The sequence below is a fragment of the Sphingomonas sp. genome, assembly GCF_035998645.1.
Lineage (GTDB): Bacteria > Pseudomonadota > Alphaproteobacteria > Sphingomonadales > Sphingomonadaceae > Sphingomonas.
Map to the genome: position 1 here is coordinate 645,891 of NZ_DASYHL010000003.1, position 12,138 is coordinate 658,028.

At 66.8% G+C, this 12,138-nt stretch carries 14 protein-coding genes; 8 read left to right on the forward strand and 6 right to left on the reverse strand.

The annotated features are described in order from the left end of the window. Nucleotides 1-56 precede the first annotated feature (56 nt). Nucleotides 57-746 carry a RadC family protein gene (gene radC / locus VGN66_RS06940; protein ID WP_224921537.1) on the reverse strand — a complete coding sequence of 230 codons (690 nt, stop codon included), beginning with the start codon at nt 744-746 and terminating at the stop codon, nt 57-59. Nucleotides 747-1,010: 264 nt separating this feature from the next. Between radC and VGN66_RS06945 the strand changes: the two genes are divergently transcribed. From VGN66_RS06945 to VGN66_RS06970, 6 genes are all read left to right on the forward strand, one after another. After that, the gene (locus VGN66_RS06945; RefSeq protein ID WP_224921538.1) at nt 1,011-1,328 is read left to right on the forward strand and encodes an AtpZ/AtpI family protein; all 318 of its coding nucleotides are present in this window, start codon (nt 1,011-1,013) and stop codon (nt 1,326-1,328) included. 63 nt (nt 1,329-1,391) lie between these two features. After that, entirely contained in the window at nt 1,392-2,156 is a 765-nt protein-coding gene (locus VGN66_RS06950) for a F0F1 ATP synthase subunit A (protein ID WP_327518573.1), read from the forward strand. A gap of 42 nt (nt 2,157-2,198) precedes the next feature. After that, nucleotides 2,199-2,426, forward strand: a complete 228-nt coding sequence (locus VGN66_RS06955; RefSeq protein ID WP_066658331.1) for a F0F1 ATP synthase subunit C — start codon at nt 2,199-2,201, stop codon at nt 2,424-2,426. A gap of 64 nt (nt 2,427-2,490) precedes the next feature. Continuing rightward, the gene (locus VGN66_RS06960; protein WP_327518116.1) at nt 2,491-2,982 is read left to right on the forward strand and encodes an ATPase; all 492 of its coding nucleotides are present in this window, start codon (nt 2,491-2,493) and stop codon (nt 2,980-2,982) included. Continuing rightward, a complete protein-coding gene (locus VGN66_RS06965; RefSeq protein WP_327518117.1) occupies nt 2,975-3,604 on the forward strand; it encodes a F0F1 ATP synthase subunit B in 630 nt (209 codons plus the stop codon). The genes VGN66_RS06960 and VGN66_RS06965 overlap by 8 nt, the downstream gene beginning before the upstream one ends. A 226-nt stretch (nt 3,605-3,830) precedes the next feature. Further along, entirely contained in the window at nt 3,831-4,223 is a 393-nt protein-coding gene (locus VGN66_RS06970) for a DUF202 domain-containing protein (protein ID WP_327518118.1), read from the forward strand. Here VGN66_RS06970 and VGN66_RS06975 read toward each other — a convergent pair. Both VGN66_RS06975 and VGN66_RS06980 read right to left on the reverse strand, forming a co-directional pair. Further along, the gene (locus VGN66_RS06975; protein WP_327518119.1) at nt 4,213-5,532 is read right to left on the reverse strand and encodes an amidohydrolase; all 1,320 of its coding nucleotides are present in this window, start codon (nt 5,530-5,532) and stop codon (nt 4,213-4,215) included. The two genes, VGN66_RS06970 and VGN66_RS06975, sit on opposite strands and share 11 nt — an antisense overlap. 65 nt (nt 5,533-5,597) lie before the next feature. Next, nucleotides 5,598-7,037: a S41 family peptidase gene (locus VGN66_RS06980; protein ID WP_327518120.1), complete on the reverse strand. Its 1,440-nt coding sequence runs from the start codon at nt 7,035-7,037 to the stop codon at nt 5,598-5,600. Between the two features lie 83 nt (nt 7,038-7,120). Between VGN66_RS06980 and uvrC the strand changes: the two genes are divergently transcribed. Then, a complete protein-coding gene (gene uvrC, locus VGN66_RS06985) occupies nt 7,121-9,037 on the forward strand; it encodes an excinuclease ABC subunit UvrC (RefSeq protein WP_327518121.1) in 1,917 nt (638 codons plus the stop codon). Nucleotides 9,038-9,118: 81 nt separating this feature from the next. On the opposite strand, the gene VGN66_RS06990 is transcribed toward uvrC, so the two are convergent. From VGN66_RS06990 to VGN66_RS07000, 3 genes are all read right to left on the reverse strand, one after another. After that, nucleotides 9,119-9,388 carry a DUF7660 family protein gene (locus VGN66_RS06990; RefSeq protein ID WP_327518122.1) on the reverse strand — a complete coding sequence of 90 codons (270 nt, stop codon included), beginning with the start codon at nt 9,386-9,388 and terminating at the stop codon, nt 9,119-9,121. A 16-nt stretch (nt 9,389-9,404) separates the two neighbouring features. Continuing rightward, nucleotides 9,405-10,634 (reverse strand): DUF2254 domain-containing protein, encoded by a 1,230-nt coding sequence (locus VGN66_RS06995; protein WP_327518123.1) that lies wholly within the window; start codon nt 10,632-10,634, stop codon nt 9,405-9,407. A gap of 117 nt (nt 10,635-10,751) precedes the next feature. Then, on the reverse strand, nt 10,752-11,591 hold the full coding sequence (locus VGN66_RS07000; RefSeq protein ID WP_327518124.1) for a 23S rRNA (adenine(2030)-N(6))-methyltransferase RlmJ: 840 nt from the start codon (nt 11,589-11,591) through the stop codon (nt 10,752-10,754). A gap of 101 nt (nt 11,592-11,692) precedes the next feature. On the opposite strand from VGN66_RS07000, the gene VGN66_RS07005 reads away from it, so the two are divergent. Beyond that, the gene (locus VGN66_RS07005; RefSeq protein ID WP_327518125.1) at nt 11,693-12,013 is read left to right on the forward strand and encodes a hypothetical protein; all 321 of its coding nucleotides are present in this window, start codon (nt 11,693-11,695) and stop codon (nt 12,011-12,013) included. The last annotated feature ends 125 nt before the right edge of the window (nt 12,014-12,138 follow it).

Here is a 12,138-nt window from a genome sequence, read left to right on the forward strand (position 1 = left end):
TCGCGCCCGTGCCCCGGCCGCCGGAGTTCGCTCCGGCGGCCCTTTTCATGCACTCTTTACATCAACCCCTGCGCGCGCAGGCTGACATGCCCACCGGTCCCGATGACAATATGGTCATGCACCGCGATGCCCAGCCGCTTCCCCGCCTCGACGATATTGCGCGTCAGCTCGATATCCGCCCGGCTCGGGCTGGGGTCGCCGCTCGGGTGGTTGTGGACCAGAATGATCGCAGTCGACCCCAGATCGATCGCGCGGCGGATCACCTCGCGGACATAGACCGGCGCCTCGTCCACCGACCCTTCCTGCATCAGCTCGTCGCGGATCAGCATGTTGCGGCTATTAAGATGCAGCACCCGCACGCGCTCGATCACATGATGCGCCATATCCGCGCGCAGATAATCCAGCAGCGCTTGCCAGTTCGACAGAATCGGCCGCGCCGCCACCTCACTCTTTAACAGGCGCAACGCCGCGGCGTGCGCGATCTTGAGTGCGGCGGCGGAGGTTTCCCCCATCCCCGGCACCCGCGCGATCGCCGCGGCGTCGGCGGTCAGCAGCCCGGCAATTCCGCCAAACTGGTGCAGCAACGCCTTGGCCAGCGGCTTGGTATCCCGCCGCGGAATCGCGAGCGTCAGCAGATATTCGACCAGCTCATGGTCAAGCAGCCCGTCGGCATCGGCAAGCAGCCGCGACCGCAACCGCGCGCGATGCCCGGTCCCATCGGTAATCGCTTCGCCGCCGTCCCCCATAAGAGGAGCCTAGCGGCAGAGGCGGGGGGCTGCAAATAATCCTCCCCCGCCAGGGGGAATCGCCTCTTGCCGGCGTGCTTCCGCCCCCTCCGTCACGCTGCGCGTGCCACCTCCCCCTGGCGGGGGAGGATCACTCTAGGATTGCAACAATGTTGCACCGCGGTTGACTCGGGGCACCCCCCTTTCTAAAGCGCGCGTGCCTTGGCGGGCTCGCCGCTCGGCCCATGCGTTTCGCCCTGGTATCTGACTGGCGGAGGAAGCGAAATGACCGAGAACGAGCCCGGACCGGACCCCCTCAAGGAGGATGCCCGCATCACTTCGCTCAATGAGCGGCTGGCGCGGGCGAAATCCGAAGAGGCGGATCGGCGGGGCGAGGGGCAGCAGGCCGGCGATCGTGATTATCGCATGGGCAACCGCGTCCTCGCCGAGCTGATCGGAGGAATGGTTGGGGGGGCGCTGATCGGGTGGGTGCTCGATCGGTTCCTGGGAACCTCGCCATGGCTCCTGCTCACGCTGCTTGCCCTAGGCATCGTCAGTGCGTTCAGGAACATCATCAGGATTTCGAACCAGCGCTCGAAGTGACTTTCGGGCGCTTGCGTTACATGGGAAACGGGCGTGGCTGAAGAAGCAGGCAAGATCGATCCGATGCACCAGTTCGAGGTGCAGTCGATCGCCGACATGTTCACCATCGGCGGTCAGCAGATCGCCTTCACCAATAGCGCGCTGTGGATGGCGATCGCCGCCATCGCGCTGTGGATCTTCATGCTGGGCGGCATGAAGCGTGAGGTGGTTCCGGGCCGCTGGCAGATGGCGGTCGAAGGCTTCACCGGCTTCATCGACAACCTGCTGAAGGCGAATATCGGGCATGAGGGGCGCAAGTTCCTGCCTTATGTCTTCTCGCTGTTCATGTTCATCCTGTTCGCCAACGTCATCGGCCTGCTGCCGTTCGGCGTCGTCCCCGGCGTGCATCCGTTCACCGCGACCAGCCACTTCACCGTGACCGGCGTGCTGGCGATCCTGTCCTTCTCGATCGTCCTCGTCGTCGGCTTTGCGAAGCACGGCCTGCGCTTCTTCTCGCTGTTCGTGCCAAAGGGGACGCCGATCCCCGTGCTGATCCTCGTGGCGCCGATCGAGTTCGTCTCGTTCATGGTCCGCCCGTTCAGCCTGGCGCTGCGACTGTTCGTCGCGATGACCGCGGGCCACATCCTGCTCAAGGTGCTGGCCGGCTTCATCATCAATTCGGCCAATGCCGGCGCGGGCTGGGGCCTGCTCGTCGGCGTGCCCAGCTTTGCGCTGATGCTCGGCGTCTCGGCGCTCGAGATTCTGGTCGCCGGCGTCCAGGCCTATGTGTTCGCGCTGCTCACGTCGCTGTACATCAACGACGCGGTGCATCTGCACGATCATCACTGAGTTTTTCCCACCAAGACCTGAATTTTCTAAGGAGTGATTTCAATGGAAGCAGAAGCATTCAAGCTGCTCGGCGCCGGTCTCGCGGCAATCGGTGCTGGCCTCGCGGCGCTGGGCGTTGGTAACGTCTTCGCGGCGTTCCTTCAGGGCGCACTGCGCAATCCGGGCGCGGCTGCCAGCCAGCAGGGCAACATGTTCATCGGCTTCGCGGCTGCCGAGCTTCTCGGCCTGCTCGCGTTCGTCGTGGCGGTGCTGCTGATCTTCGTCGCCTGAAGTCTCTCCCGCCCTGCGCGTCGCGCGGGGCGGACTTGAGGACGGACCGCGAGAGGACGGACCAATGCCCCAGATCGAACAAGTCGCGGCGACCTATGCGTCGCAGATCTTCTGGCTGCTGCTGACCTTCGGGCTCACCTTCGTGATCGTCGGCCTGGGTATCTTGCCCAAGGTTTCCGGCACGATGGATGCGCGCGACAAGTCGGTTGCGGACGACCTTACCGCTGCGGAAGCGGCGCGCTCGGCGGCCGATCAGGCCGAAGAGACCTGGCGCGCGCAGGAAAATGCTGCGCGTGAAGCCGCGCGCAAGCGCCTCGCTGAGGCACGTGCGCAGGGGCAGGCCCAGACCGACGCCGCACTGGCATCGGCCAATGCCGAGATCGAAGGTCGCGTCACCGCGGCCGAAGCACGCATCGCGGCGGCCAGTGCTGCCGCAGCGGGCGAAATCGAATCGGTCGCGACCGACGCCGCCCGCGACATCGTCGCCCGCCTGTCGGGTGTCAGCGTCACGTCGGCGGAAGCCGGCCAGGCAGTGAAGGCAGCGCTCAATGGCTGAACAGGCACAAGTGACGGCGTCGACCGCCACCGATCCGGTCGCTGAAAATCTCAGCGAAGCCGCCAAGGGCGAAGGCATGGGCCTTCCCCATACCGGCACCGAGGCGGCGGGCGAGGCGTATCACGCCGCTCCGGCGGTATTCGGCATCGACGCGACCATGTGGGTCGGTCTGGCGATGCTGGCGCTGATCCTCGTCGTGGTGTGGAAGAAGGTGCCGTCGGCAATCGGCGGCATGCTCGACAAGCAGATTGCGGCAATCCGTACGCGCCTCGACGAAGCCAACCAGCTTCGCGCCGAGGCCGAGGCGCTGCGCGAGGAATATGCGCGCAAGCTCGCCAATGTCGAGCAGGAGGCGGCCGCCATGGTCGCCCATGCCGATGAGGAGGCTCAGGCGCTGCTGGTCAAGGCCAAGGCTGATGCCGAGGACCTGATCCGCCGCCGTACGCGGATGGCGGAAGACAAGATCGCCGCCGCCGAGCGCACCGCACTCGACCAGGTCCGCGCCACGGCCTCCGAAGCCGCGACCAAGGCCGCCGGTGCGATCATCGCGCAAAAGCACGACGCCAGCGCCGACAAGGCACTGGTCAACCAGACGATCGCCGGCCTGTCGCGCCTCAACTGAGCGGCGGGTTGCGGACAAGAAAAAGGGGCGTCGGTCAAAAGACCGGCGCCCCTTTTCTTTGTGTCGTCACCCCGGCCCCCGTGCCGGGGTCCACTGTGCGGCAAGCGCGGCGCAAGAGGCTCGCACTTCGCGGGCGCGTCGGAGTGGACCCCGGAACAAGTCCGGGGTGACGAGACTGGCTGCTTCCCCCCCGAAGCCAATCGCCCATCTCACGCGTTGCCTCGCCATGACCGACGACACCCCCTCCCGCTCCGATCTGGCTGAAGACCGCACCGACTTGGCCGAGGATCGCACCCTGCTCGCCAATGAGCGGACCTTCAGCGGCTGGGCGCGCACCGCGCTCGCGACGATCGGCATTGGCCTCGGCTTTCACGTCCTGTTCGGCGCGCTCGAACCGGCGTGGTTGCCCAAGGCGATCGCGACCGTGTTCATCGCGCTCGGCGTCGCGATCATCTGGATGGCGCAGCGGCGCGCGTGCGCGATCCAGAGCCGGCTGTCGGCGCACAATATCCGCACGCTGCGGTCGCTCAACCTTCGGCTGATCGCTTGGGTCTATACGCTCGGCGCACTCGCGCTGACCGTCGCGCTGTGGCTCATCAACGGCGAGGCTATTTCTTGAGCAGATCCAGCACCGCCACCGTCATCGCCGTCGTGCCCAGCGTCACCGCTGGCTTCGCCTCGACCTTGAAGAAGGGCGAATGGTGCGCGGGCAGCGTCTTCTCGCCGCGCTTGGCCGCATCCAGCTCGGCCTGGGGCGTTCCGCCGACCACGAAATAGGCCCCCGGCACGCCCAGCTTTTGCTCGATGAAATAGGCGAAGTCCTCCGCCCCCATGCTCTCGCGCGGCTCAGTCTTGAGGATGTCCGCGCCAAACGCCTTGGTGAACGCCCCGCGCACCCGCCCCGTCAGCGCGGGATCATTGAGCGTCACCGGGGTCGACTCAAACCCGACCTTCACCACCGGTAGCTTATCCTCGGGCAACCCGTTCATCCGCCCTACATTGGTCGCGATCCGCTTGATCCCGTCGAGCAGCTTCTTGCGCGTGCCCTCGTCATCCGACCGCACCGTCAGCTGCAGCTCGGCCTTGTCGCTGATGATGTTGTGCTTGAATCCCGAATGGAACGCGCCAACGGTGACCACGCCCGGCTTCAACGGCGCGATCTCGCGGCTCACCAGCGTCTGCAGCGCCATCACGATCTGCGACCCCATCACGATCGGGTCCTTGCCCATATGCGGCGCCGCGCCATGCGTGCCGACGCCGTGAATGGTGATGTCGACGCTGTCCGATGACGACGAACTGATCCCCGGCTCCAGCCCGATCTTGCCGGTCGGAAAGCCCGATGTGACGTGGAACGCGACCGCATAATCGGGCTTGGGGAAGCGGGTATACAGCCCGTCCTCCATCATCTTGCGCGCGCCGCCGATCCGCTCCTCGGCCGGCTGCACCACGAACACGACCGTGCCCTTCCACCGGCTCTTGAGCTTCGCCAGCTGCCGCGCGGTGCCGATCATCGACGTGATGTGCACATCATGCCCGCACGCATGCATCACCGGCTTCACCACGCCGTCGATATCCTCCTGCGTCACCGTGGAGGCATAGGCCAGCCCGCTATCCTCCTTTAGCGGCAGCCCGTCCATATCGGCGCGCAGCAGGATGGTGGGGCCATCGCCATTCTTCATCACCCCGACCACGCCGGTCCCGCCAACCCCCTCGGTCACCGTGATCCCGCCCACCGCGCGCAGCTCCTTCGCCATGATCGCGGCGGTGCGGCTCTCCTTGTACGACAGCTCCGGGTTCTTGTGAAAATCGACGAACAGCGCCTCCAGATGCGCCGCATAATCCGCCTCCACCGCCGGCGCGAAGTCCGGCTCGGCCAGCACAGGCGCGGCAATCAGCGACGAAGCGAGCAGGGCGGTGAGCAGGCGCATATGTGATCCCCATGTGGCGTCGGCGCACAGGCTAACAGATGGCGGCGTGCGCGCAACGCCCGCGCTCAGCGTCGGCCCGCCTGCGCGCGCGCCTCTGCGATCGCGCTCGGAAGCGCCGCCGCGAGCAGCCTCGAACGAAACGCGTCGCTGTCGGTCGCGCGCCAGCCGATGGTGACGTCTGGCACGATTCCCGACACTTCGTTGCTGCCATCGGCGCGAAACCGCGCGCAGTCGGGCAGGTACAGCGTCGCGCCGCTGTGGGTCAGGACCGTCGGCACACCGCCCCGTGTGTAGCCACAGCCGGCGCCGCCGGTGCGCGCGCCGACGATCACCGCCGCATTGGAATCCTGCAGCAGCGCGGCGAACTCCTCCGCCGCCGACCAGGTCTCCTGATCGACCAGCACCGTCACCGGGCCGTTCCACACCCCTTCATGATAATCGTGCTGGCCCGCGCTGAAGACCCAGCCGCCCCAGTCGGTGGCGAGCCATTCGCCCGGCGCGGCGCTGCCCACCAATCCGGTCGCATAGCCCGCCCGGCCGAGCCATTCGCAGCCGCTCGCGGGATCGCATGGCGTGTCGGCAACCACACGCGCCGCATCGGCCTTTACCGCCAGCGCAAGCAGCTTCGCGCGGTCCTGCGTCTGCGCCGTCTTCGCCCATTCGCGCAGGCGTTCGGCCAGCGTCGCCCAATGGCGCGACCAATGTTCGCCGCGCACGAATCCCAGTTGAGCCGAGACCAGCCGGCGCGGCGTCACCATCCGCGCTGCCGCCTCCGCCCATTCGGTCCCGCCGCCATTGCCCGTCAGATCGACCATCAGCACGCTTGCCCCCGCAGCGCGCAGCTGACGTAGCCGATCTTCGGCATCTCGGGTGAGCGCGGCAAAAGCGCGGGTGATGATTTCACCCTGGCATCCGTCGTCGCACGGCTTGTCCACCGCCAGCTTCAGCGCGGCGACTGCATCGGTGCACAGCTGCGGAAACGCCTGCGGGTCGAACAGCGGGATTCGCAGCACGCCCAGCGTCGTATTGCCCGACTGCGCGGTCCCGGCATCAAGGACGCCCGGGGCGGGGAGCGATCGATAGCCTGGCAGCGCCGACGCGATTCCCGGCCGGGCCTTGCGCGCGTCATATCCGATCGCGCTGCAGAGCGCTCCGGCGGTCGGGGCGGTTGCCTCCGCCCCCGCCCCGACGACGGCGGCGGGTCGCGGGCGCGGCCAGCGCAGCGCGACATGCCCGTCGCCGATCCCGCGCATCGCGCGATCCAGGATCGCACGCGCCTCGGCATCGCTGCCGGCGGCCTGCACCTGAGCGGCGATCTGGTCGAAACGTGTCTTGATCTGCCAGCCGCGCTCGCGCTCCAGCCAGTCGCGATTGGCGTATCTGGTTTCGAACGCCGCCCGCATCTGTGCGACATCGGCGAGCCAGGGTGCCGCATCCCATCCGTGCGCGTGCGCGCTGCCCGCCATCAGGGCGAGCCCGGCCAGAACCCCTGCCAATCTCCGCATGCGTCCTCCTGTGTGCTGTATGAGCAATACAGGTCGATTGAAGTCTGGCCTAGCCCCGATCCAATGCCTAGATCGGACGACGCATGTCGGACCCCAATTCCCCCAACCGCTTCAACGAAGACTCCGCCACCTATGCCGTGCGCGGGTCGGAGACGCCTGACCTCGACGCCGGGGTCGCTGCGATCCGCAACGTCCTCGCCACGCTGCCCGTCCGCCCCGGCGTCTATCGCATGCAGGATGCGCGCGGCGACGTGCTCTATGTCGGCAAGGCCCGCGCGCTGAAGAACCGCGTCGCCAACTATACGCAACCGGCCAAGCTCTCGAACCGCCTGCGCCGCATGATCGCCCAGACCCGGTCGATGACCGTCGTCACGACGAATAACGAAGCCGAGGCACTCCTCCTCGAAGCCCAACTGATCAAGCGCTTCCGCCCGCCCTACAACGTCCTGCTGCGCGACGATAAGTCGTTCCCCTACATCCTCCTGCGCGGCGATCACGCCTTCCCTCGCGTCCAGCTCCACCGCGGCGCCCGCCGGGCGAAGGGCGACTATTTCGGCCCCTTCGCCGGCGCCGGTCAGGTGCGCAAGACGCTCAACGCGCTCCAGAAACTCTTTCTCCTGCGCAGCTGCACCGACAGCTTCTTCAACACCCGGGACCGCCCGTGCCTGCTCTACCAGATCCGCCGCTGCTCGGCGCCTTGCGTCGATCGCATCGACAAGGCGGGCTATGCCGAACTCGTGTCCGATTCCCGTGACTTCCTGATGGGCAAATCGACCAAGGTTCAGGCCAAGCTGGGCGAGCAGATGCAGGCCGCCGCCGAAAATCTCGACTTCGAACTCGCCGCGATCCTGCGCGATCGGCTGAAGGCGCTCACCTTCATCCAGGGCAGCCAGGCGATCAACGCCGAGGGCATCGGCGACGCTGACATCTTCGCCATGGCCGCCAAACAGGGTCAGATCGGCATCCAGGCCTTCTTCATCCGCGGCGGCCAGAATTGGGGCCACCGCGCCTTCTTCCCCGCGCACACCGCCGACGTGCCGGAGGATGAGGTGTTCACCCAGTTCCTCATGCAATTCTATGAGGAGGTGCCCCCGCCGCGCACCATCTTCGTCGACCGCAACCTCGATGATCTGAAGCTCCTCTCCGAAGCCCTCGCCGAACGCGCCGGGCGCAAGGTCGCGATCGGCATGCCCCAGCGTGGCACTCGCCGACGCCTGCTCGATCAGGCCAAGCGCAACGCGATCGAGGCGCTCGACCGCCGCATGGCCGAATCGACCACTCAGGCAAAGATCCTGCGCGACATTGCGGACCTCTTCGCCCTCCCCGAACCGCCCGACCGCATCGAAGTCTATGACAACAGCCATATTCAGGGCGCCCACGCCGTCGGCGCGATGATCGTCGCCGGACCCGAAGGCTTCCGCACCGGCCAGTATCGCAAGTTCAACATCAAGAGCGCCGCCACCAACGACGATTTCGCGATGATGCGCGAAGTCTTCACCCGCCGCTTCGCCCGCGCGCAGGAGGAAGACCCCGACCGCGACAAGGGCGTCTGGCCCGACCTTGTCCTGATCGACGGCGGCAAGGGCCAGCTCAGCGCCGCCCGCGCCGTGCTCGAGGAGCTGGGGATCGAGGATGTGTGCATGGTCGGCGTCGCCAAGGGCCCTCACCACGGCCGCGAAGGGCGCGAAGTCTTTCACCTGATGGACGGCAGCGAACGCATGCTCCCGACCAACGCCCCCGCGCTGTTCCACATCCAGAAACTCCGCGACGAAGTCCACCGCTTCGCCATCGGCGCGCACCGCGCCAAGCGCGCCAAGGCCATCGGCGCCAGCCCGCTCGACGACGTCCCGGGCATCGGCCCGGCGCGCAAGAAGGCTCTGCTGATGCACTTCGGCACGGCCAAGGCAGTGCGCGGTGCGAGTCTGGAGGATCTACAGAAGGCGCCGGGGGTAAGCGCAGCGGTGGCGCAGCAGGTTTACGACTTCTACCATTCGCGGTGAGGTTAGGCCGTGGGGTCATCAATGGGAGCGATCGGCGCCGGTGACCTAGCGCCTGCTAGTGGCTGGAATGCGGACAGACGATTACTCGTAAATTGTGGCGGCCGTTATCACTTCAGCGGCGTGTCGCCACGGATTGGCTTCCGCTGGCTGGTTCCAGTCGCGTGCCCATGCCTCCATTGCCTGAAGGAAGTCAGGCAACGTCGTGTTTTCCCAATTCGCTCCGCTGCCAAGCTCTTCGCGCAACCCCTCGAGGTACTCAGCGAATGACGCCTGGTCGTGAACTCGGTCGTGGTCCATTTCGGTATCCTGATCGACGGCGCGAATATCTGCAATGGCCTCGAAAGCGGCCACACCGGCTCCCACCCCTCTAATCCGGCCAATCCTCAAACGCCCGCACCACTGCCAGCCGCTCCTCCTCCGTCGTCAGCGCAACCCGCGCCCGCGCCTTGGCGTCCTCCGCCGCATGCCGCGCCGCCGCTGCCCAGTCGGGCGCAACCGCCGCCAGCGCCGCCAGCGTCTTTTGCAGCTTTACCGCCACCTCCACCGTCCCCGCGCCGTCGCGCCCGATCGCGCGAAACGCATCGACCACCAGCTTCTCGATCTCCAGCGCCGGGAACACCACGCGGTCATCGGCCGGCTGCCCCTCGACCCGCGCCATCTTGTCGAACACCCGCAACTGCGCGCCCAGCACCGCAATCGCCGTCCCCGGATCATTGACCGCCGGCGACAGCGCGCGCGACGCAATCTCCGACAGCACGATCAGGCCAAAGCGCGGGTCATGGTCGAAACTGCGGTCGCGTTCGACCGTGATCGCCTTCGCAATCCGCGCCTCCACCCCAGCATCGCCGCCGACCACCCACGCGACCACCCGGCCGGGATCGACAAAGCTGCCGGGCAGCACTGCCAGCTGCACCGTCCCGCCGCACCCGGCCATCGCCTCGCCCAGCTCGGCGACATCGATATTGGTGACATAGCCGATCCGCCCGGCACAGCGCACCGGTCGCGCGCTCTCGGGCAGCGGCGGCACCGCCAGCCCGGCAATGCGCGGGCGATGCTGCATCCGCTCCGCCGCCCCGATCCCGGCGCGCTCGACCCGCATGATCGTGTCATGCACCCGCCCGAGCAGCGCGATATGCTGGATCCAGCGCAACAGCGTGACGACGATCACCCCGATCAGCGCAATCGTGCCCACAAACAGCAGCACGCGCCCCTGCTGACCATAAAATCCCGTCGACAGCGCGATGATCCCGACGATCGCAAACAGGAACGCGCCCAGAAAGGTCGACAGCGCATTCTGCGACGTCGAATCCTCGACCAGCAACGCCACCGCGCGCGGCGTGACGTTCGACGTCGCCGCGCCATAGGCCGACACCATCGCGGTCAGCGAAAAGGTGGTGACCGCCAGCATGCTCGACGCGATGATGCCCAGGATATTGTCGACCGCATCCGCCCCGATCTTCGCCCCCAACGTATAGGGGACCAGCGGCGCAACCAGCGGCGCCAGCAACGCCAGCACCACCGCCGCCAGCGAAAACGCCGCCGCGCGAAACCACAGCCGCCGCGACACCACGCGCCACACCCACGCCCAGCGACTCATCGCGCGGACCGAACCGGATTCGTAACGATCATGGGGCGACCAACCCGCCGGGGCGGGGGAGGTTCCGGGGAGGGGGGAAGGGGGCGGCAACTATATGATTTTAGGCGGGCGTGCCCATTACCGACCCTCGGCGTCCAGCCAGTCCGCCATGATCACGCCCTTGTGCCCGTCCGGCGCGAGAGTCGCGCGCAGCGCCTCCAACAGCGGCGGCAGCGCCTGGGTGAAGGCATAGGGCGGATTGACGATGAACAGGCCCGCGCCGTTATAGATGCCGGGCTGGTCGGCGTCATATAACCAATGCTCGACGACCAGGAATTTCGGGATGCGCAGGTTCCGCAGCTTGTTCTTCCACTGCTGGTGCGTCACGCGGTCTTTCAGCGGATACCAGATGACCGTCACGCCATGCGCCCATTTGCGGTGCGCCGCGGCGAGGGTGGCGGTGATCCGGGCGCGCTCATCGGTCTGCTCATAGGGCGGATCGACCACCACCACGCCGCGCGCCGTGCGGGTCGGCAGCATCGCCAGCCACAGCTCATAGGCATCGCGCTCATGCACGGCAGCAGGCGTCCCGCGCATCGCGCCGCGCAGGGCGTAGGCGTCCTCGGGATGCTTTTCGTTGACGATCAGCACGTCCTGTGGGCGTAACAGATGCGCCAGAACCTGCGGCGATCCGGGATAGAGCTGCGGCTCCTCCCCGACATTCACCGCCCGCACGGCAGCGCGATAATCGTCCAGCAGCGGGTTCGCATCGGCAAAGACCCGCACCACCCCTTGCGCCGCCTCGCCGGTGCGCTGCGCCTGATCGCCGGCCAGGTCGTACAGCCCGCACCCGGCATGGGTGTCGATCAGGGTCAGTGCGCCCTCTTTCAGCTGCAAGGCCCGGACCAGCGCAATCAGCAGGCTGTGTTTGACGACATCGGCGCTGTTGCCGGCATGGAAGGAGTGACGGTAATTCATTGAAAATCCAAAACCCTGCCGTTCTGCCTCGGGGCCGCTGGCAAACCGTGCCTAGACGTTCGGCTAGTCCTTGCAAGATCGGTCATGCTAGAGCGGCGCCTATGTCAAAGTCTCAAAGCAAAGGCGGTGCCGTCCAGGTCGATGGCATGCTCTACGATTGGCACCTGCAACGCGAGCCGCATCTATCCGATGACGAGGGTTGGAGGGGCATGACGATCTCCCTGCAACAGCGCGATGCCCGGCGCGAGGCGCTGGTGGAATTTCCACCGCCCAAGCGGCTGATGAAGGGGTTGCCACCCGGTCGCCTCCAGCTCGATGACGCGACGATCTCGCGCTGCGTGCGCGCCGCGCTGGCGGCGGGATGGGAGCCGGAGACGCGGGGCAAGCCGGTGACATTCATGGTCGACGCCGAAGGGAATTGAAGCCCCGGCGCGGCTAAGTGAAGGCTTCATAGGTCGGGAACGCAGCGTCACCTCCGGGGGCTGTCCTACAAGCCCCCAAATCACTACACTCCTGCCATGCCCAGCACCCCGCCTCCCCCGCACGC

Excerpts from the sequence above, each read along its gene's own strand:
- VGN66_RS06950 (WP_327518573.1), top strand. The coding sequence starts at position 1,392 with ATGCACCAGTTCGAGGTGCAGTCGATCGCCGACATGTTCACCATCGGC.
- uvrC (WP_327518121.1), top strand. The coding sequence starts at position 7,121 with ATGTCGGACCCCAATTCCCCCAACCGCTTCAACGAAGACTCCGCCACC.
- VGN66_RS07005 (WP_327518125.1), top strand. The coding sequence starts at position 11,693 with ATGTCAAAGTCTCAAAGCAAAGGCGGTGCCGTCCAGGTCGATGGCATG.
- VGN66_RS06960 (WP_327518116.1), top strand. The coding sequence starts at position 2,491 with ATGCCCCAGATCGAACAAGTCGCGGCGACCTATGCGTCGCAGATCTTC.
- VGN66_RS06970 (WP_327518118.1), top strand. The coding sequence starts at position 3,831 with ATGACCGACGACACCCCCTCCCGCTCCGATCTGGCTGAAGACCGCACC.
- VGN66_RS06980 (WP_327518120.1), bottom strand. The coding sequence starts at position 7,037 with ATGCGGAGATTGGCAGGGGTTCTGGCCGGGCTCGCCCTGATGGCGGGC.
- VGN66_RS06995 (WP_327518123.1), bottom strand. The coding sequence starts at position 10,634 with ATGAGTCGCTGGGCGTGGGTGTGGCGCGTGGTGTCGCGGCGGCTGTGG.
- VGN66_RS06975 (WP_327518119.1), bottom strand. The coding sequence starts at position 5,532 with ATGCGCCTGCTCACCGCCCTGCTCGCTTCGTCGCTGATTGCCGCGCCT.
- VGN66_RS06955 (WP_066658331.1), top strand. The coding sequence starts at position 2,199 with ATGGAAGCAGAAGCATTCAAGCTGCTCGGCGCCGGTCTCGCGGCAATC.
- VGN66_RS06965 (WP_327518117.1), top strand. The coding sequence starts at position 2,975 with ATGGCTGAACAGGCACAAGTGACGGCGTCGACCGCCACCGATCCGGTC.
- VGN66_RS06945 (WP_224921538.1), top strand. The coding sequence starts at position 1,011 with ATGACCGAGAACGAGCCCGGACCGGACCCCCTCAAGGAGGATGCCCGC.
- radC (WP_224921537.1), bottom strand. The coding sequence starts at position 746 with ATGGGGGACGGCGGCGAAGCGATTACCGATGGGACCGGGCATCGCGCG.
- VGN66_RS07000 (WP_327518124.1), bottom strand. The coding sequence starts at position 11,591 with ATGAATTACCGTCACTCCTTCCATGCCGGCAACAGCGCCGATGTCGTC.